The sequence below is a fragment of the Nonomuraea muscovyensis genome (genome assembly GCF_014207745.1).
Taxonomy (GTDB): domain Bacteria; phylum Actinomycetota; class Actinomycetes; order Streptosporangiales; family Streptosporangiaceae; genus Nonomuraea; species Nonomuraea muscovyensis.
The window spans coordinates 48,908-66,665 of record NZ_JACHJB010000005.1 but is presented as its reverse complement, the minus strand read 5'-3'; the positions used below and the strand labels follow the sequence as shown (position 1 = coordinate 66,665).

The following is a 17,758-nucleotide window of genomic DNA, read 5'->3' as shown; positions in this document are numbered from 1 at the left end:
CCCTGCGGCGCCGGTTACGACCCTGGAACGATCACTCGCGAAACTTCCTGTGACCTGCGGAAATGTCACCGCACAGGCAGACCGGTCACTGCGCGCCCGATGATCAGCCGCTGGATCTCCGAGGTGCCCTCGAAGATGGTGTAGATCTTGGCGTCGCGGTGGAAGCGTTCGACCGGGTGCTCGCGCGTGTACCCCGCCCCGCCCAGGATCTGGATCGCCTGCTCCGTCACCCAGACCGCCGTCTCGCCCGCCACCAGCTTCGACATCGAGCCCTCCGCCTGTTCGAAGCGCTTGCCGGTGCGGGCCATCCAGGCGGCGCGCCAGGTGAGCAGGCGGGCCATGTCGACCCTGGTGGCCATCTCGGCCAGCAGGAACGCGATCGCCTGGTTCTCACCGATCTTGCGGCCGAACTGCTCGCGTTCGCGGGCGTAGTCGCGGGCGTACTCGAAGGCGGCGCGGGCGATGCCGACGGCCATGGCGGCGACGGCGGGGCGGGTGGTCTCGAAGGTGCGCAGGGCGGCCTGCTCGCCGGCGCGCTCGCCCTTGCGGACGCGGGCGAGGCGGGCCTCCAGTTTCTCCTTGCCGCCCAGCAGGCAGGAGCCGGGGACGCGGACGTCGTCGAGGACGACCTCGGCCGTGTGGGAGGCGCGGATGCCGTGCTTCCTGAACTTCTGCCCCATGGACAGGCCCGGTGTGCCGGGCGGGATGACGAACGTCGCCTGGCCGCGGGTGCCGAGGTCGGGGTCGACGGAGGCGACGACCACGTGGACGTTGGCGATGCCGCCGTTGGTGGCCCAGGTCTTGACGCCGTTGAGCACCCAGTCGCCGCCGTCGGGGACGGCTCGGGTGCGGATGGAGCCGACGTCGGAGCCGGCGTCGGGTTCGGAGACGCAGAACGCGCCGAGCTTGACGTCGGCGGCGGTGCCGAACATCTGGGGCAGCCACTCCCCCACCTGCTCGGGCGTGCCGCCTGCCGACACCGCGGCGGCGGCCAGGCCGGTGCCGACGATGGACAGGCCGATGCCGGCGTCGCCCCAGAAGATCTCCTCGAACGCCACGGGCAGCGCCAGCCCGCTCTCCTCGAACCACTGGGTGGCGAAGAAGTCGAGCGAGTACAGCCCGATCCTTGCGGCTTCCTGGATGACGGGCCAGGGGGTCGCCTCGCGCTCGTCCCACTCGGCCCCCGCGGGGCGGATCACGTCACGGGCGAAGGTGTGCACCCAGTCGCGCACCTCGGCCACATCGTCGCTGGGCTCCAGACCGAAACCGCCGCTCATGCGCCACTCCCCTCACCGTGCCTCCGGGCGAGACAAACCCTACCCATCAGTAGGTACGGGGCCAAGGTCAGCTTCGGGCCGCGTGCCGTTCGAGGAAGGTGTAGACGTCGGCCTCGTCCACGCCGGGGAACGAGCCGGGCGGCAGCGCGGCCAGGACGTGGGAGTTGGCGCGGGCCGACGGCCAGGCGTAGCCCTCCCAGCGTTCGGCCAGCTCGGTGGGCGGGCGGCGGCAGCAGTCGCCGGTGGGGCAGTGGGACTTGGTGCGGTTGGTCGTCTCGCGGCCCCGGAACCAGCGCGACTCCCTGTACGGCACGCCGAGCGTGATGGCGAAGTCGCGCTCGCGTGACGGGTCGACGTGGGCGACGCAGAAGTAGGTGCCGGTGGGCGAGTCGGAGTACTGGTAGAAGACGGAGAACCGGTCGGGCGAGAGGAACACCTGCCGTCCCGACCACTGCAGGCACATCCGCTGCCCCTCGATGGCGCCCTGCTCGTCGGCGGGGAAGACGATGCCGTCGTTCTCGTACGCCTTGTAGATGGTGCCGCCGGCGTCGTTGCGGACGAAGTGGCAGACCAGGCCGAGATGGTGGGTGGCGAGGTTGGTGAAGCGGTGGGCGGCCATCTCGTAGGAGACGGCGAACACGTCGCGCAGGTCCTCCACCGACAGCGCGCGATCGGCCTTGGCCTCCTTCAGGAAGAGGGCGGCGGCCCGCTCCGGAACGAGGACGGCGGCGGCGAAGTAGTTGGCCTCGGTGCGCTGACGCAGGAAGTCGGCGAAGTCGCGCGGCTTGCCGTGGCCGAGCGCGAGGTGGCCGAGGGTCTGCAGGAGGATCGTGCGCGGGGTGTGCATGCCGAGCTGTTCGTGCTTGACGTAGATGCGGCGGTTGCGCAGGTCGGTGATGGAACGCACCGAGCGGGGCAGGTCCTGGGCGGTGTGCACCGTGTAGCCGAAGTGGGTGACGAGCGCCTGGACCGTGCTCTGCGACAGGGCCCCGGTGCGGTAGCCGACGGCGGCCAGTGACTCGGCGGCGGCCTTCTCGATGTCGGGGAAGTAGTTGCCCAGCTCGCGCTGCCGGCGGCGCAGCTCGGCGTTGGCGGCCCTGGCCTCCTCCGGGGTCGCGGTGCCCCGGGCCTGGCGGGCGCGCAGCTCGCCGTACAGGCCGAGGATGTGTTCGAGCACGTCGTTGGGCACGCGCGCGGAGACCTTGAGTCGGGGCAGGCCGAGCGAGGCGTAGAGAGGGTCGCGCTGGGCCTCCTCGAGGGCGATCTCGAGCTGGGCGCGCCGGTTGGGCGGCTGGCGGCGCAGCAGCTCCTCGACGGGCACGCCGAGGGCGGTGGCGAGCGACTTGAGCAGCGACAGCTTGGGCTCGCGCTTGCCGTTCTCCAGCAGGGAGAGCTGGCTGGGGGCCCGGTCGACGCGGGCGCCCAGGTCGGAGAGGGTCAGGCCGCGCTGTTTGCGCAGGTGGCGCAGGCGCTGTCCGAACGCGATGAGGTCGAGCTCCTGCGTCAAAGACAGCGGTTCTTCACCCAACAAGGACGCCATGCCGCAATCTTAGACAGAAATTCTGCCCATCTTCTAGAGCGTCGGCGCAGCCACGCCATGCTCTCGATCGGATTGGTCTAGTCCAACAGGAAAACTCGCGATTTCTTCTCCATCTAATACCCGCAGGTATTCACCTCTGCAGAATTTTCACACTTCTTCTCGCCACAGATGCTACTGATCATGCGCCGTACGGGCACACACTCGAGACGGGCCCCAGGGGACGACAAAGGAGTGAAATCATGAACGATCGCCTCAAGGGAGCTGCTGAGCAGCTGCGGGACGAATGGGAGAACGACCCTCGCTGGGACGGCGTCGAGCGCACCTACAGCGCCGAGGACGTGGTCAGACTGCGGGGCAGCGTCCAGGAGGAGCACACGCTCGCCCGGCTCGGCGCCGAGCGGCTGTGGCGGCTGCTGCACACCGAGGACTACGTGCACGCCCTCGGCGCGCTCACCGGCAACCAGGCCGTCCAGCAGGTGAAGGCCGGCCTCCAGGCGATCTACCTGTCCGGCTGGCAGGTGGCCGCGGACGCCAACCTGGGCGGCCACACCTACCCCGACCAGAGCCTGTACCCGGCCAACTCCGTGCCGGCCGTCGTGCGCCGCATCAACAACGCGCTGCTGCGCGCCGACCAGATCAGCTGGTCGGAGGGGGAGCCCCGGGAGTGGCTGGCGCCCATCGTGGCCGACGCCGAGGCGGGCTTCGGCGGCGTGCTCAACGCCTACGAGCTGATGAAGGGCATGATCGCCGCCGGCGCGGCGGGCGTCCACTGGGAGGACCAGCTCGCCTCCGAGAAGAAGTGCGGCCACCTCGGCGGCAAGGTGCTCATCCCGACCGGGCAGCACATCAAGACGCTGAACGCAGCCCGCCTGGCCGCCGACGTGGCCGGAGTCCCGTCCCTGATCATCGCGCGGACCGACGCCCAGGCCGCGACGCTCCTGACCAGCGACGTGGACCCCCGCGACCAGCGCTTCACCACCGGCGAGCGCACCGCCGAGGGCTTCTACCGGGTCCGCAACGGCATCGAGGCGTGCATCGCGCGCGGCCTGGCCTACGCGCCGCACTCCGACCTGCTGTGGATGGAGACCGGCACGCCCGACCTCGACGTGGCCAGGGAGTTCGCCGAGGCGATCAAGGCCGAGTACCCGGACCAGATGCTCGCCTACAACTGCTCGCCGTCGTTCAACTGGAAGAAGCACCTCGACGACTCCACGATCGCCAAGTTCCAGAAGGAGCTGGGCCACATGGGGTACAAGTTCCAGTTCATCACGCTGGCCGGCTTCCACTCGCTGAACTACTCGATGTTCGACCTGGCCCAGGGCTACGCCAACAGCGGCATGACCGCCTACGTGGACCTGCAGGAGGCCGAGTTCGCGGCCGAGACGCGCGGCTACACCGCCACCCGCCACCAGCGCGAGGTCGGCACCGGCTACTTCGACCTGATCAGCACCGCCGTCGCGCCCGACTCCTCGACGACCGCGCTCAAGGGCTCCACCGAAGAGGAGCAGTTCACGCACTGACCCACCGGACAACCCCTCGACTCGCCGGCCACCTCCAGGGCATGGGACGGTTCCCCGGCGACCAGGGCCGCGCCAGCCACTCCCCCCGGCCTGGCGCGGCCCTTTCCCATGCGCGCGCCCGTGCAACAGTTTCCCGGCCAGGTCCCTCTGGGAGGTGACGGAAACGACGAAGGGCGAAAAGCACGTGGAACCAGACTCCCGTTTCGCGGAGTTCGTCGCCGACCGCGGCGACGCGCTGCTGCGCTACGGATACGTGCTCGCCGGGAACCCGCACGACGCCGCCGACCTCGTCCAGGAGGCGCTGGTCAAGCTGCGCGCCGCCTGGCCGCGGCTGCGGTCCAAGGACAACCCGGAGAGCTACGCGCGCACCACCATGGCCCGGCTGCACATCGCCACCTGGCGGCTGCGGCGGCGCGAGCACCTCGCCTGGGCGCTGCCCGAGGGCGAGCACCACGACGCGCTGCCGGCCGGCGACGAGCGCGACCTGTGGCAGGCGCTCGCCGGTCTGCCGCGCCGCCAGCGGGCGGTCGTCGTGCTGCGCTACTACGAGCAGCTCACCGACTCCGAGATCGCGGCCGTGCTCGGCATCTCGCGGGGCACCGTGCGCAGCCAGGTCTCCCGGGCGCTCGACAAGCTCCGCGCCGCCCTGCCGCCGCCGGGCGAGCCCGTACCCGACCGACAGCTGCACCCCCACGCCGGACGAGGAGAGGCGCGATGAACGACCTGGAGAACAGGCTGAGCAGGACCCTGGCCGGCGCGGCAGGGCGGGCGCCGCACGCGCCCGGCACGCTGGCCCGCGCCGTCGAGGCCCGCTACCGCAGGCGCAGGCAGCGCGGCCGGGCGCTGCTCGCAGCGGCGGCCGTGGTGGTGCTGGCCGGGGGCACGTCGTACGCGCTGCGCGGCGAGGACATCCGGGCCGTGCCCGCCACCCCCCCGACCGCGACGTCCGACCAGGTCAGGCTCACGGCGCTGCCCGAGCCGATCGAGCAGGTGTGGCCGGCGGCGGTGCGCAAGATCCCGGCGAAACTGCCCGACGGGCGCCCCTTCCGGCCGCTCGCCTTCATCGACGAGCGGACGCTGCTCGTGACGACGCAGCAACGTTTCGAGGTGGCCGACACGGTCCACGCCTACGACCTCGACGGCGGCGAGCTGCGCAAGATCGCGGACGTGCCGAGGCCCGAGGGCACCGTGCTCTTCGCCTCCGGCTTCACGATCGGCGCGGACCAGGTGGTCTGGTGGACCAAGCTGGACGACGGCCGGGCCCAGATCTGGTCCGCGCCGCTCGCGGGGGGCGAGGCGCGGACCGTGACGACCCACCAGGTGGACGGCGGCGGCCACGAGAACGGCCTCGACGGCCTGGCCGTGACCGGCGACCGGGTCGTCTTCTCGATCAACGAAGGCGGGGTGTTCGCCGTCCCCCTCGGGGGCGGGACGGTGCAGCCCGTCGAAGGCGGCGCCGGCCTGCACCTGCTGTCCTGGCCGTGGGCCGGCACGGTGGGAATGCGCGGCCCGGAGGAGCCGATGTTCGGCACGATCCGCAACCTGGAGACGGACGAGACCCGCACCGCGCTGGTCCGGGCCGGTGAGAAGGAGATCATCTGCGGCCTGACCGTCTGCCTCGGCTGGACCGCGGACGGCACCACCTTCCAGCGGCTGCGGGACGGCTCGCGGGAGACGGCGACGCCGTGCGAGCCGTCACGGTTCGCGCCCGGCCGATTCTGCACCACGGCGGTGGCGGCGGACCGGCACCCGCTCGGCGTCGCGCTGTACGACACGACGACGGGCAAGTCGGGCGATCTGGGCATCCGGCCGAAGGACGGCTCCGCGGCGACGACCGCGAAGTCCGGCGACCCCGGCATCCAGCCGGGGCTCACCATGATCGAGACACCCCACGTCGAGGGCGACCAGCCGCTGCTGTCCTACACCGTCGGCGACACCCGCTACGTCGTCGACCTCAGGAAGATCGGCTGACGTCCGCCCCGAGCGCGGCGGTCTCCTCGGCCTCGATCTGGGCGTTCCACGCCTTCTTGACCGCCCGCCACGCCTCGTCGTCCACGCCGGAGCGCCAGTAGCCGGAGATGGACAGCCGCTCCAGCGGCACCCGCCGCTCGACGCGCAGGTGGTGGCGGAGCCGGCGGACGAACCCGGCCTCGCCGTGCACGAACGCGTGCACGGCGCCCTCGGGGAAGTCCAGCCGGCACACCGCCTCCACCAGCGCCTCGCCGACCGGGCGGCCGTCGCGGTGCAGCCACGCCACCCGCACGTCGCCCATCGAGTCGAGCTTCTGCTCGTCGGCCGGCCCGTCCACCTCGATCAGCACGTGGGCGAGCACGCCGGCGGGCAGCGCCTCCACCGACGCCGCAATGGCGGGCAGGGCGCTCTCGTCGCCCACCAGGAGATGCCAGCCGGCGTCGGGGCTCGGCGCGTAGCCGCCGCCCGGGCCGAGCATCAGCAGCTCATCACCCGGCTCGGCGCGCGCCGCCCACGGCCCGGCCAGGCCCTTGTCGCCGTGGTGCACGAAGTCGATCGTCAGCTCCCGCGTCTCGGCGTCCCACGCGCGCACCGTGTAGGTGCGCAGCCGGGGCCACGCCTCGCGCGGCATGGTGGCCCGCACGTTCGCGACGCTGAACGGCACCGGGTAGTCGACGCCCTCGTGCGGGAACACCAGTTTCACGTAGTGGTCGGTGCATCCCGACAGCGCGAAGTCACGCAGGCCGTCACCGCCGACCACGACACGGATCATGTGCGGCGTGAGCCGCTCGGTGCGCACGACGACACCGCGGTGGTGGTCTACCGGCTTGGCTGGCATGGGCGGCTCCTCCGCGCGGATAAAAGTTAGGCATACCTAACCTATACCCGAAGGACACGTTCATGCGGCGGCGGTCTCGCCGGAGGCCCGGAAGGCGGCCACCGCGTCGAGGAAGCCCGCCATGTGCCGGAAGGCGTGACGCGCCTCGGGCAGCACGTCGGCCAGGAGCGGGAAGACGTGCGGCATGCGCGGCCACTCCTCGTACGTCACCGGCACCCCCGCCTCGCGCGCCCTGACCGCGACCCGGCGCGCCTCGTCGCGCAGCACCTCCGTGGACCCGGTCACGATCATCATCGGCGGCAGCCCGGCGAAGTCGCCCAGCACCGGCGAGACCAGCGGGTCACGCGGGTCCAGGCCGGAGGTCCAGCGGCGGGCCAGCCAGCGGATCCGGCCGGCCGACAGCATGGGGTCCTGCCAGCGGTTGGCCCGGCGCGGGAAGTCGGTCAGGTCGGCCCACGGCGACAGGCAGATCGCCGCACCCGGCAGCGGGGCGCCCCGGTCGCGCAGGGCGAGCAGCGTGGCGAGCGTCAGGTGGCCGCCCGCCGAGTCGCCGGCCAGGATGACGTCGCCGGCGGCGTGTCCCCGCTCCAGCAGGCACCGGTAGGCGTCGAGCGCGTCGGCCAGCGAGTCGGCCAGCTTGTGCACCGGCCCCTGCCGGTAGTCGAGCGCCAGCACGGGCCGCCGGGCCGCCGCCGACAGCCGCCAGGTGATCGACCGGTGCGTGCCCGGCGAGCAGGCGAAGTAGCCGCCACCGTGGAAGTACAGGAGCACCTTGCCCTCGTCCAGGTCGCCGCCCTCGGCGGAACGCACCCACTCGCCGCCGCAGGCGGAGAAGTCCGTGGGGGTGATGGTGACGTGTTCGGGCGGGCGGAGCGGCACCCACCGGGTCAGCTCGCCGATGCGGGCCGCGCAGTCGAGGGCCAGGCCGTGGCGCATGAGCAGGCTGGCCGCCGGCTTGAACGTGCCGCGCATCAGCCCGGTGAGCGCTCGGGCCTGCCAGCTGAGGGGGTAGTCCGGAGCGACGTCCCTGTCGATGTGCATGTCCTGTCCTCCAATGGATCTCCTTCCCCGTGGAACACCGATCTACCAGCGAGTAAGAAACTCATCCCTTACCGGGATATTTCGCCCTCATATCGGGCGGTCCGGCGGCCGGAAATCCTGTTGCGCGCGCCGGCCGCTCCGGCGCATAATCCAGCGCTCCCATCGGCCGACCCGCGCACGGGTCCGGGCACGGTACGTCACCGCGCCCTCACTCTCTGGAGGTGTCAGACCATCCCCCTGTACGCCCGGCTCGTCCGGTACGGTTTCCGCAAGCACGCCACCTACGTCTGGGCCGCGCTGGCCGGCGCCTTCACCAACAGCGTGTTCGGCGTGCTGCGCGCCTACGTGCTCATCGCCCTGTGGCAGGCCCGGCCCGGCCTGGCCGGCTACGACGTCGTCGACGCCGTCACCTTCTGCTTCATCACGCAGGCGTTCATCGGCCCCCTGCAGTTGTTCGGCGGCGGGCTGGGCGTCGCCGAGCGCATCCGCAGCGGCGACATCGCGCTCGACCTGGTCCGTCCAGCCTCGCTTCAGGCGTGGACGATGGCCGAGGACCTGGGCCGGGCCGGCTATCTGGGCCTGGTGCGCGGCATCCCGCCGATGCTGCTCGGCGCCGCGGTGTTCGGCATCGTGTCGCCGGCGGGCCCGGCACACTGGGCGGCGTTCCTGGCGTCGTTCGCCGCCGCGTGGGCCATCAGCTTCGCCTGGCGCTATCTCGTCGCCCTGTCCGTCTGCTGGCTGGTCGACGACAGGGGCGCCAACGCCTTCTCCTTCGTTCTGAGCACGCTGTGCAGCGGCATGATGTTCCCCCTCGCCCTGGTTCCCGGCCGGCTGGGCGAGGTGGTCAGGGCCATGCCGTTCGCGGCCATGGTGCAGGCGCCCGCCGACGTCTACCTCGGCAAGGCCGACATCCCCCGGACGCTCGCCGTGCAGGTGTGCTGGGCCGTCGTGCTGCTCGCGCTGGGCGCGCTCGGCACCCGGGCGATCCGCCGCAAGGTGGTGATCCAGGGTGGTTAGCACCTACCTCGTGCTGGTGTGGACCTGGACCCGCGCCGCGATGGCCTACCGCGCGTCGTTCGCGCTCATGGTGGCGCTCGGGTCGGTGATCGCCGCCACCGACGTGGCCGTCATCCTCGTCATCTTCGCCAACACCACCAGCCTCGCCGGGTTCGACCGCGACGAGGTCCTCTTCCTCTACGGTGCCGCCGGCATGGCGTTCACGCTGTGCGACATGTTCGTCAGCAACCTCGACCGGGTCAGCCAGCACATCAAGGCCGGCACGTTGGACGCGATGCTGATCCGGCCGGTCAGCCCGTGGATCCAGCTCGCCACCGACCGTTTCACGCCCACCCGGATCGGCCGGGTGCTGCAGGCCGCCATCGTGCTCGGCTACGCGCTGACCGTGCTCGACCTCGACCCGGCGCGGCTCTGGATGGTCCCGGTCATGGTCGTCACGGGCATCGTCATCTTCGCCTCGCTGTGGACGCTGGGGGCGGCGGCGCAGTTCGTGCTCACCGACGCGCCGGAGGTGACCAACGCCTTCACCTACGGCAGCGGTCAGCTCACCCAGTATCCGTTCAGCGCCTACGGGCGCGACCTGGTGCGCGGGGTCACCTACGTGCTGCCGCTGGCGTTCGTCAACTGGCAGCCCGGCCTGTACGTGCTCGGCCGGGCCGACCCGTTCGGCACGCCCGCCTTCATGCGGTTCCTCGGCCCGGCCGCGGCCGTCATCCTCGCCCTGCTCGCCGGTCTCGCCTGGCGGCAGGGCCTGCGGCACTACCGATCCACGGGGAGTTAACATGATCGAACTCGACCGGGCCGGCCGCTCCTTCAAGGTCCGCCGCGAGGTCGTGCACGCCGTGCGCGACCTGTCGTTCGGCATCGCGGCCGGGGAGTTCGTCGGCTACCTCGGCCCCAACGGCGCCGGCAAGTCCACCACGATCAAGATGCTCTGCGGCATCCTCACCCCCACCTCCGGCACCGTGCGGGTTGCCGGGCTCGACCCCTCGCGGCGGCGCACGGCGCTGGCCCGGCGGGTCGGCGTGGTGTTCGGCCAGCGGACCACGCTGTGGTGGGACCTGCCGCTGCGCGACAGCTTCGAGCTGATCCGACTCCTTTACAAAGTAGATCGCAAGATCTACCAGGAACGGCTGGCCGAGCTGACCGAGACCCTCGACCTGGGCGCGTTCGCCCGGACGCCGGTGCGCCAGCTCAGCCTGGGCCAGCGGATGCGCGGCGACCTGGCCGCCGCGCTGCTGCACGCGCCCGACGTGCTGGTGCTGGACGAGCCGACGATCGGGCTGGACGTGGTGAGCAAGGCGGGCATCCGCGACTTCCTGCGGCGGCTCAACGCCGAACAGGGCACCACCGTGCTGCTGACCACGCACGACCTGGGCGACATCGAGCGGCTGTGCCGCCGGGTCATGCTCATCGACCACGGGCGACTGGCCTTCGACGGCACCCTGGAGGAGTTGATGGCGACCGCCCCCGGCGAGGAGACGATCGAGGACGTGGTCACCCGGCTCTACACGGGCGGGGCTCCGCCGGAGCGGGCTCCCCAGCGGTAGCCGTTCAGTAGTAGCCGCCCTGTCGGCTCTCCTCGAAGTCCTCGTCCTCGTAGTCGTCGTCGCGGCGCGCCCAGCGCGACGGCATGAGGACGGGGATGAACAGGGCCACCCCGAGCAGGGCGTAGACACCGGAGGTCAGCAGCGTCTTGGCGCCGGCTCCGGCGTCCCTGACGATCTGGTGCATCGACGGCTCGGCGGGGACGAAGGACAGCGCGCGGTTCATGTCGAGCGCGTACACGACCGTCCAGGCCAGCAGTGCCATCGACGGCACGAACGTCGCCAGCGGCGAGACGCGGCCGGCCGTCACCAGGCCGGTGACGAGGCCCACGACCGCCATCGCGCCGAGCGCGATCCACAGCGACTGCCCGGCCGGGGCCTGCGTGTTGGTCATGGCCTGCTGGACGGCCCATCCGGCGCCCACCAGCACGGCCGCCGTCACCACCAGCCCGAGGAGGAGCCCACCTAGATGCCGCAACGTTCTCACCTCATGTCGACGCGGTCGGGACGAACCCTAGCGACATTCGGTGCGAAACGACCAGGAATTGATCAACCCTTCGCAGCGGCCGGGTCCTGTGCCCGTCACGGAAGAACGTTCCAACCCCGAGACGAGCTCGTCCGCTGCCCCCGGGCTCGGAAGTCGCCGTGGAAGGCGGGGGCGGTCCGTGAGACCATGGGCCCGCATGCGTGCCCGCCTCCCCCTCAGGCTCGCGCGGACGGCCGCCTTCGCCGCCGTCTGCGTGACTCTGGCGACGCTCGCGCACGCGACCGGCGGCGGGTCGCTCCCCTCCCCCGGGCAGGTGGCGCTCGGCCTGGCCGCAGTGTTCGCGGCGACCCTGGCGCTGTCCGGCCGCGAACGCGGGAGCGCGACGATCAACGGTGTGCTGGTGGCGGCGCAGGCCGGCCTGCACGAGCTGTTCGGCAGCGCCGACGGCAGCGCCTACGTGGCCCCGCACACCACCGGAACGGCCACGCTGCCCGGCACCGGCCTGGCCGTGCTGCCCGGAGCCTCCGGTCCGGTCGTGCTGCCCGGCCACGCGGCGGGCGGGCTGGGCAGTCAGGCCGGCATGCTGCTCGCCCACCTGGCCGCCACGCTCGTCACCGGCTGGTGGCTGGCGCGCGGTGAGGCCGCGCTCTGGGCGCTGCTGCGCCGCCTCGGCAGCCACCTCCACCACCGTCTCGAGCGCCGCCTCACCCCGCTGCGCCCGCCCTCCCTCATGCAGGTGCGGGTGGCGCCCGTCGTGCGTACCCGGCCGGTCCCCGTGGCGCCGGCCCTGCTCCACTCCGCCGCCCGGCGAGGTCCTCCACATCCGGCCTGACCAGCCGGCACCCCTTTCCCCCGTACGTTCCATCCTCACGTGGAGATCTCGTCATGCCCTTCATCCGTCATGCCCGCACCGGGCGCGCCGCGCGCCGCGCCGTCACGGTCCTCGCCGCCGCCACCGCCGTCGCCGCCGGGCTCGCCCTGCCCGCGCTCGCCCACGTCACCGTCAACCCGGGCACCGCCGAGCAGGGCGGCTTCACCAAGGTCGCCTTCCGCGTCCCGAACGAACGCGACGACGCCTCCACCGTCAAGGTCGAGGTGTCCTTCCCCACGGACCACCCGCTGGCCTTCGTGTCGGTCAAGCCGGTGCCGGGGTGGAGCGTCAAGGTCACCGAGGCCAAGCTGCCCACGCCGGTCAAGACCGAGTACGGCGAGCTGACCGAGGCCGTCTCCAAGGTCGTCTGGTCGGGCGGCTCGATCGGCAAGGGCGAGTTCCAGGAGTTCGAGGTGTCCATGGGGCGCCTGCCCGAGGGCGTGGACCAGCTCGTGTTCCCGACCAAGCAGACGTACTCCAAGGGCGAGGTCGTGGACTGGTCCGAGGCGCCCAAGGCCGACGGCGGCGAACCCGAACGGCCGGCCCCGGTGCTCAGGCTCACCCCGGCCGCCGGCGACGCCACCGCCGCGCCCGCCTCTCCTGCCGCCTCTTCGGGCGGCGCCACGGGAGCGCCCGAAGTGGCCCCGGTCGCCGGCGCGTCCTCGGCGCCGGCCGACGGGACCGCGCGGCTGCTGGGCGGCGCCGGCCTGGCGGTGGGCGTCATCGGCGTCGTCGTGGCCGTGCTCGCGCTGCGCCGCCGCCCCTCCTGAAGACGCCCCCTGACGAGGCTGCCTGACGACACCGTCTGACGACACCGCCCGAAGACACCTGAATACGCCGCGCGAAGACGGCCGCCTGATCCGGCCCGGCAGGTTCGCCGGACCGGGCTGGTCGTCCCGTACGCCGGGAAGCCCGCTATTTTGTCCACGTACGCGAGGAAAGGCGGGCGAGGTGTCGGCGGAGACAGCGGACGAGCGGCTGGCGCGGCTCAAGAAGGAGTTCGCGTCGATCGACGGTGACGGCGACGGGTTCGTCACCGAGGCGGAGTTCCGGGCGCACTTCCCGGAGCTGCCCGCCGGGGCGCTCGGCGCCCTGGAGGACAGCGCGGACGCCGACGGCGACGGACGGTTCTCGCTGGAGGAGTTCGTCCGCATCATGCCGTAGCACGGTTCACGGCGGAGGCCACCTCGTCGAGGCCTCCGCCGTGAACCGGGTCTGAGTCACTTCTTGAAAGCGTCCTTGACCTTCTTGCCGGCGTCCTTGACCTTCTCGCCGGCCTGCTTGAGAGTGCTCTCGGTCTGGTCGGCGCGGCCCTCGGCCCGCAGTTCCTCGTCACCGGTGACCTCTCCGATGTTCTCCTTCGCACGGCCCTTGAGTTCTTCGGCCTTGTTGGAGAACTTGTCCTCGGTTCCCATGTGCCCGCCTTTCTCCTCGGCTGCGGAGACCCCTCCCCTATCCGGGGAACGGGACGGGAAACGCCTGTGAGGCTCCCCACAGCACTCGTAGCTGGGCGTTTCTTGGGCATGTGGAGCTGTGCGTCCGTTATGTCGCATATGCGGGCGCGGGCCGGGGAGCCGCGCGGGGGTCGGCTCTCCGGCCCCTGCGGGGACGCGCACGGCGAGCTCTACGACGTGATGTCCTTGCCGGTGAAGCGGGCCCAGGCGATCGACCCGAACAGCACCGTGTACGCGCCGAACACCAGCAGCCCCTCCCCCAGGGCGGCCGTGTCGACGGGGCTGCGCAACACCCCGTCGAAGCCGTTCCACCACGTCGGCAGCAGGTAGTCGGCCAGGCCGTCGAGCTGCGGGATGGCCCGCAGCACCTGCGAGACGACCACGACGACCACGGTGCCCGCGATCGCGCCGATCGACACCTCCGTGAACGTCGAGAACGCCAGCGCCACCGCCGCCAGCGCGGCCATCCCGGCGCCGACGTACCCGACGCTGATGAGGATGCGCAGCAGCCCGTCGGCGACCGGCACCGTCGTGCCGGACAGCAGCGTCACCGGCCCGACCGGGAAGAGCGCCAGCCCGGTCACCAGCGCGGCCAGCGCGACGACCGCGGTCACCGCGAGGCCGTACACGACGGCGTTGAGGTACTTGACCGCCAGCAGCCTGGTGCGGCCCGCCGGCGCGGCGAGCAGGTAGCGCAGCGTCCCCGCCCCCGCCTCCCCCGCGATCGAGTCGCCCGCCACCACGCTCACCGCGACCGGCATCAGCAACGTGACCAGGAACGACAGCGACGCGAACGTCAGCATGAGGCTGTTGCCCGCGGCGGCGGCGATGATCCCGCCCATCCCGTCCTCGTCGCCGGCGGACACGAGGCGCAGTGTGACGCCGAGCAGGATCGGCACGCTGGCCAGGACCGCCAGCATCACCAGGTTGCGCGGCCGCCGGAAGGTCAGCCCGAGCTCCGAGGCGAGCAGCCGCCAGAACGCCCACGGCGCCCGCGCCGGAGGGACCGGCGCGGGCGTGGCAGGCCGCTCGGGCGGGCGCTGTTCGGCGGTGCGCAGGGTCTCGCTCACGGGGACGAGCCCCGGTGTGCGCCGGGTGCGCGTCTCAGCCGTCGACATCGAATCCCTCTCCCGTCAGTCCCACGAACACGTCCTCGAGGCTCGGCCGGACGACCGTGAAGCCCCGCACGGGGACCCCCTCCCCGACGAGGGCGGCGTTGATGCGCTCGGGCGCGTGCCCGCCCAGCTCGGCGGTGACCTCCGTCCCCCGCCCGCCCGGCCGCGTGACCTCGGTGCCGGTCTCCTCGGCCGGGCCGGCTGTGCGGACGTCCGGGGCGACGGGGCCGGCCGGGCCGGCCGGGCCGACTGTGCGGACGTCCGGCAGGCCGAGCGCGGTGAGCACCGCGACCGCGGCCGCCGCGTCGGGCGTCTCGATCCGGACGCGGACGGCCTGGCCGCCGCTCAGCGAGGCGATCGTGCCCTGCGTGACCAGCCGGCCGGCCCGCATGATCGCCGCGTGCGTACACATCTGCTCCACCTCGGCCAGCAGGTGGGAGGAGACGAAGACCGTGGTGCCCTCGGCGGCGATCTCCTTGACCAGGGTGCGCACCTCGCGGGTGCCCTGCGGGTCGAGGCCGTTGGTCGGCTCGTCGAGGATGAGCAGCTCGCGCGGCCCGAGCAGCGCGGCGGCGATCGCCAGCCGCTGGCGCATGCCGAGCGAGTAGTTGCGGTAGCGCTTGCCCGCGGCGGCGGTCAGTCCCACCCGGTCGAGCGCCTCACCCACGCGGCGGCGGACGGTGGCGGCCGGCGCGGTGGGATCGGCCGCGTCGAACCGGCGCAGGTTGGCCTCGCCCGACAGGTACGGGTAGAACGCCGGCCCCTCGACCAGCGCGCCGACCCGGGGCAGCGCCTCCGCCAGCGGCAGCCCGAGCAGGGCGTGCTCGCCCGAGGTGGGCGCCACCAGGCCGAGCAGCATGCGGATCGTCGTGGTCTTGCCCGAGCCGTTGGGCCCGAGGAAGCCGAAGACCGACCCGCGGGGCACGCTCAGGTCGAGCGCGTCGACGGCGACCTGCCCGCCGCGGAACCGCTTGGTCAGCCCGCGCGTGACGATCGCGGGCTCGGCGGCCGGCCGCCCGGAGGACGGGGCCGCCCCGGAGGGCGCCCCCGCTTCGTGCGTGACGATCGTCACCTGACGCCCGCCGCCTTGGTGATCTCCTCCGGCGTGACCGCTCCGACGAGCAGCCGCCCGTCGTCGGTCAGCAGGGCGGTGACCAGCTTGGTGCTGATCAGCCTGCCCGAGCCCCACGGGCCGCTCACCTGGGTGGCCGACTTGAGCAGGTCTGCGACGACGGCCTGACCGTCGGCGCCGTCACCGCCGTGTGCCTGCCGCCCGTCCTGCCGCCCGTCCTGCCGCCCGTCCTGCTGCCCGTCCTGGCGGGAGTCCGACGGAGTGCCGCCCGCGAGGTCGGCCGCCGACGCCTTGACCACGGCCACCCGCGTCCAGCCGTCGCCGACGACCTTCAGCCCGCGGGCGGCCTTGTCGGCCTCGGCGGCGTGCTTCTCCTCGCCGGCCAGGTCGTCGGGCCCGATGGCGCGCTCCTCGACCTTGGCGCCGGCGGGCGGGGTGAAGGTGAAGTTCTCCTCCGCGGGCGGGGTGAACGTCACCTGGGTGAAGCCCACCTGGAAGGCCGGCTCGGCCGACCCCTTGGCGAACACCTGCACCTGCAGTGGGACGTACGTCTCGCCGTCGAGGGCCAGGCGCACCTCCTGCACCAGCGAACCCTCGTCCTTGGGCGCGAGCACGAGCTGGTAGACCGGGCGGCCCGCCACCTCGGCGGTGTTGATGACCCGGATCGCGGTGTGCTCACCGGCCTGGGCCAGCAGCTTCTCGGCCGCCGCCTGCGGCGTCAGATCTCTGGGGGAAGGGGTCGGCACGGAGGCGGCCGGGTCGGGTGAGCGGTCCGCGCCGCCCTTCCAGGCGAACTTGGTGGCGGTGTTGCCGGCGCTGTCCCAGTACCAGGCCTGGCCGCCGTTGACGATCAGGTTGGTCTCGTTCATCTGGGTCGGCATGGCCACCCGGAGCTTGTCGTTCGCGCCGTACCAGACCTTGACCTCGTGCGAGCCCGCCAGCAGCGCCAGCGGCGAGCCCGCGCCGGTCTGCGGCAGGGCGGGCAGGCCGAGCGACGCGGTCTGCTGGACGGTGCCCGACATGGGCGGCGGGCTCTTCTTCCCGGCGGCGGCCACGGCGTCGGCGAGCAGCTGCTGCGCCGAACGCTCGGGGAGCACCGGATCGCCGCTCACCGCGGCGATCACGGGGCCCGCGCCGACCGCGGCCGCGATCACGGCCGCCGCCGCGACCGGGACTCCCCACCTCACGAACGTGCCTCTACGCATCTCACTCCTTAACGGTATGTCGATACACAGAGCCTGCGTGATGCATCCTTAGGCGACCCTGAGACTGACTGAGACGCCTCTCAGCCTTCTCAGCGTCGTCTCAGGGCCGGCACGGGAGGATTCACGGCATGAGAGTTCTGGTCGTCGAGGACGAGCGGCGCATGGCCGCCGCGCTGCAGCGCGGGCTGCAGGCGGAGGGGTTCGCCGTCGATCTCGCCCACGACGGTGAGCAGGGCCTGCACCGGGCCAGGCAGGGCGACTACGACGTCGTGGTGCTCGACATCATGCTGCCCAGGCTGTCGGGCTACAACGTGTGCAAGCAGTTGCGCGCCGAGGACAACTGGGTGCCGATCCTCATGCTGTCGGCCAAGGACGGCGAGTACGACATGGCCGACGGTCTCGACCTGGGCGCCGATGACTACCTCACCAAGCCGTTCTCGTACGTGGTGCTGGTGGCCAGGCTGCGGGCGCTGCTGCGGCGCGACGCGGGGCGGCGACCGGCCGTGCTGACGGCCGGCGACCTGTCGCTCGACCCGGCGCGGCGCAAGGTGCAGCGCGGCGACAGCGCCGTCGAGCTGACGCCGCGCGAGTTCGCGCTGCTGGAGTACCTGCTGCGCCGGCGCGACGAGGTGGTGTCCAAGGCGGAGATCCTGGAGCACGTGTGGGACACCTTCGACACCGACCCGAACGTCGTCGAGGTGTACGTCGGCTACCTGCGGCGCAAGATCGACGCTCCGTTCGGCCGGAACGCGCTGCAGACCGTGCGCGGCGCGGGCTACCGGCTCGCGGGCGACGGCGGCTGA

Annotated in this window: 19 protein-coding genes; 10 read left to right on the top strand and 9 right to left on the bottom strand. The window is 72.3% G+C overall.

What is annotated here, in order from left to right; translation table 11 throughout:
* Nucleotides 1-65: 65 nt before the first annotated feature.
* Nucleotides 66-1,277, bottom strand: a complete 1,212-nt coding sequence (locus FHU36_RS42475; protein WP_185089823.1) for an acyl-CoA dehydrogenase family protein — start codon at nucleotides 1,275-1,277, stop codon at nucleotides 66-68.
* Nucleotides 1,278-1,344: 67 nt separating this feature from the next.
* On the bottom strand, nucleotides 1,345-2,817 hold the full coding sequence (locus FHU36_RS42470; RefSeq protein ID WP_246503372.1) for a helix-turn-helix transcriptional regulator: 1,473 nt from the start codon (nucleotides 2,815-2,817) through the stop codon (nucleotides 1,345-1,347).
* Nucleotides 2,818-3,056: 239 nt separating this feature from the next.
* Between FHU36_RS42470 and aceA the strand changes: the two genes are divergently transcribed.
* From aceA to FHU36_RS42455, 3 genes are all read left to right on the top strand, one after another.
* Entirely contained in the window at nucleotides 3,057-4,337 is a 1,281-nt protein-coding gene (aceA, locus tag FHU36_RS42465; protein WP_185089822.1) for an isocitrate lyase, read from the top strand.
* Between the two features lie 184 nt (nucleotides 4,338-4,521).
* A complete protein-coding gene (locus FHU36_RS42460) occupies nucleotides 4,522-5,055 on the top strand; it encodes a SigE family RNA polymerase sigma factor (RefSeq protein WP_185089821.1) in 534 nt (177 codons plus the stop codon).
* Nucleotides 5,052-6,308, top strand: a complete 1,257-nt coding sequence (locus tag FHU36_RS42455) for a TolB-like translocation protein (protein ID WP_185089820.1) — start codon at nucleotides 5,052-5,054, stop codon at nucleotides 6,306-6,308. Before FHU36_RS42460 ends, FHU36_RS42455 begins: the two co-directional genes overlap by 4 nt.
* Here FHU36_RS42455 and FHU36_RS42450 read toward each other — a convergent pair.
* Both FHU36_RS42450 and FHU36_RS42445 read right to left on the bottom strand, forming a co-directional pair.
* Nucleotides 6,292-7,146, bottom strand: coding sequence for a siderophore-interacting protein (locus FHU36_RS42450; RefSeq protein WP_185089819.1), 855 nt, complete (start codon nucleotides 7,144-7,146; stop codon nucleotides 6,292-6,294). The two genes, FHU36_RS42455 and FHU36_RS42450, sit on opposite strands and share 17 nt — an antisense overlap.
* A gap of 60 nt (nucleotides 7,147-7,206) precedes the next feature.
* Nucleotides 7,207-8,187, bottom strand: coding sequence for an alpha/beta hydrolase (locus FHU36_RS42445; protein WP_185089818.1), 981 nt, complete (start codon nucleotides 8,185-8,187; stop codon nucleotides 7,207-7,209).
* A gap of 120 nt (nucleotides 8,188-8,307) precedes the next feature.
* On the opposite strand from FHU36_RS42445, the gene FHU36_RS42440 reads away from it, so the two are divergent.
* Genes FHU36_RS42440 through FHU36_RS42430 form a run of 3 tightly spaced genes read left to right on the top strand, consistent with a single transcriptional unit; the run spans nucleotide 8,308 to nucleotide 10,754 of the window.
* On the top strand, nucleotides 8,308-9,204 hold the full coding sequence (locus FHU36_RS42440) for an ABC transporter permease (RefSeq protein WP_246503371.1): 897 nt from the start codon (nucleotides 8,308-8,310) through the stop codon (nucleotides 9,202-9,204).
* Nucleotides 9,197-9,985: an ABC transporter permease gene (locus tag FHU36_RS42435; RefSeq protein ID WP_185089817.1), complete on the top strand. Its 789-nt coding sequence runs from the start codon at nucleotides 9,197-9,199 to the stop codon at nucleotides 9,983-9,985. Before FHU36_RS42440 ends, FHU36_RS42435 begins: the two co-directional genes overlap by 8 nt.
* A gap of 1 nt (nucleotide 9,986) precedes the next feature.
* On the top strand, nucleotides 9,987-10,754 hold the full coding sequence (locus FHU36_RS42430; RefSeq protein ID WP_185089816.1) for an ABC transporter ATP-binding protein: 768 nt from the start codon (nucleotides 9,987-9,989) through the stop codon (nucleotides 10,752-10,754).
* 4 nt (nucleotides 10,755-10,758) lie between these two features.
* On the opposite strand, the gene FHU36_RS42425 is transcribed toward FHU36_RS42430, so the two are convergent.
* Nucleotides 10,759-11,238, bottom strand: coding sequence for a hypothetical protein (locus FHU36_RS42425; RefSeq protein WP_312892229.1), 480 nt, complete (start codon nucleotides 11,236-11,238; stop codon nucleotides 10,759-10,761).
* A 196-nt stretch (nucleotides 11,239-11,434) separates the two neighbouring features.
* Here FHU36_RS42425 and FHU36_RS42420 point away from each other — a divergent pair, with 196 nt between their 5' ends.
* The 3 genes from FHU36_RS42420 (at nucleotide 11,435) to FHU36_RS45330 (ending at nucleotide 13,273) form a co-directional block, all read left to right on the top strand.
* On the top strand, nucleotides 11,435-12,070 hold the full coding sequence (locus FHU36_RS42420; RefSeq protein ID WP_185089815.1) for an MFS transporter: 636 nt from the start codon (nucleotides 11,435-11,437) through the stop codon (nucleotides 12,068-12,070).
* 53 nt (nucleotides 12,071-12,123) lie between these two features.
* Nucleotides 12,124-12,879 (top strand): YcnI family protein, encoded by a 756-nt coding sequence (locus FHU36_RS42415; RefSeq protein WP_185089814.1) that lies wholly within the window; start codon nucleotides 12,124-12,126, stop codon nucleotides 12,877-12,879.
* Nucleotides 12,880-13,060: 181 nt separating this feature from the next.
* The gene (locus FHU36_RS45330) at nucleotides 13,061-13,273 is read left to right on the top strand and encodes an EF-hand domain-containing protein (RefSeq protein WP_185089813.1); all 213 of its coding nucleotides are present in this window, start codon (nucleotides 13,061-13,063) and stop codon (nucleotides 13,271-13,273) included.
* 56 nt (nucleotides 13,274-13,329) lie between these two features.
* On the opposite strand, the gene FHU36_RS42405 is transcribed toward FHU36_RS45330, so the two are convergent.
* From FHU36_RS42405 to FHU36_RS42390, 4 genes are all read right to left on the bottom strand, one after another.
* Complete coding sequence (locus FHU36_RS42405) at nucleotides 13,330-13,524, bottom strand: CsbD family protein (protein WP_185089812.1); 195 nt, start codon at nucleotides 13,522-13,524, stop codon at nucleotides 13,330-13,332.
* A gap of 209 nt (nucleotides 13,525-13,733) precedes the next feature.
* The gene (locus FHU36_RS42400; RefSeq protein WP_185089811.1) at nucleotides 13,734-14,681 is read right to left on the bottom strand and encodes an ABC transporter permease; all 948 of its coding nucleotides are present in this window, start codon (nucleotides 14,679-14,681) and stop codon (nucleotides 13,734-13,736) included.
* Nucleotides 14,668-15,750, bottom strand: coding sequence for an ABC transporter ATP-binding protein (locus FHU36_RS42395; protein WP_185089810.1), 1,083 nt, complete (start codon nucleotides 15,748-15,750; stop codon nucleotides 14,668-14,670). The genes FHU36_RS42400 and FHU36_RS42395 overlap by 14 nt, the downstream gene beginning before the upstream one ends.
* Nucleotides 15,747-16,955, bottom strand: a complete 1,209-nt coding sequence (locus tag FHU36_RS42390; protein WP_185089809.1) for a LolA family protein — start codon at nucleotides 16,953-16,955, stop codon at nucleotides 15,747-15,749. Before FHU36_RS42390 ends, FHU36_RS42395 begins: the two co-directional genes overlap by 4 nt.
* A gap of 128 nt (nucleotides 16,956-17,083) precedes the next feature.
* Here FHU36_RS42390 and FHU36_RS42385 point away from each other — a divergent pair, with 128 nt between their 5' ends.
* Nucleotides 17,084-17,758, top strand: coding sequence for a response regulator transcription factor (locus FHU36_RS42385; RefSeq protein WP_185089808.1), 675 nt, complete (start codon nucleotides 17,084-17,086; stop codon nucleotides 17,756-17,758).

Excerpts from the sequence above, each read along its gene's own strand:
- FHU36_RS42475 (WP_185089823.1), bottom strand. The coding sequence starts at position 1,277 with ATGAGCGGCGGTTTCGGTCTGGAGCCCAGCGACGATGTGGCCGAGGTG.
- FHU36_RS42470 (WP_246503372.1), bottom strand. The coding sequence starts at position 2,817 with ATGGCGTCCTTGTTGGGTGAAGAACCGCTGTCTTTGACGCAGGAGCTC.
- aceA (WP_185089822.1), top strand. The coding sequence starts at position 3,057 with ATGAACGATCGCCTCAAGGGAGCTGCTGAGCAGCTGCGGGACGAATGG.
- FHU36_RS42455 (WP_185089820.1), top strand. The coding sequence starts at position 5,052 with ATGAACGACCTGGAGAACAGGCTGAGCAGGACCCTGGCCGGCGCGGCA.
- FHU36_RS42450 (WP_185089819.1), bottom strand. The coding sequence starts at position 7,146 with ATGCCAGCCAAGCCGGTAGACCACCACCGCGGTGTCGTCGTGCGCACC.
- FHU36_RS42445 (WP_185089818.1), bottom strand. The coding sequence starts at position 8,187 with ATGCACATCGACAGGGACGTCGCTCCGGACTACCCCCTCAGCTGGCAG.
- FHU36_RS42430 (WP_185089816.1), top strand. The coding sequence starts at position 9,987 with ATGATCGAACTCGACCGGGCCGGCCGCTCCTTCAAGGTCCGCCGCGAG.
- FHU36_RS42420 (WP_185089815.1), top strand. The coding sequence starts at position 11,435 with ATGCGTGCCCGCCTCCCCCTCAGGCTCGCGCGGACGGCCGCCTTCGCC.
- FHU36_RS42415 (WP_185089814.1), top strand. The coding sequence starts at position 12,124 with ATGCCCTTCATCCGTCATGCCCGCACCGGGCGCGCCGCGCGCCGCGCC.
- FHU36_RS42405 (WP_185089812.1), bottom strand. The coding sequence starts at position 13,524 with ATGGGAACCGAGGACAAGTTCTCCAACAAGGCCGAAGAACTCAAGGGC.
- FHU36_RS42400 (WP_185089811.1), bottom strand. The coding sequence starts at position 14,681 with ATGTCGACGGCTGAGACGCGCACCCGGCGCACACCGGGGCTCGTCCCC.
- FHU36_RS42390 (WP_185089809.1), bottom strand. The coding sequence starts at position 16,955 with ATGCGTAGAGGCACGTTCGTGAGGTGGGGAGTCCCGGTCGCGGCGGCG.
- FHU36_RS42385 (WP_185089808.1), top strand. The coding sequence starts at position 17,084 with ATGAGAGTTCTGGTCGTCGAGGACGAGCGGCGCATGGCCGCCGCGCTG.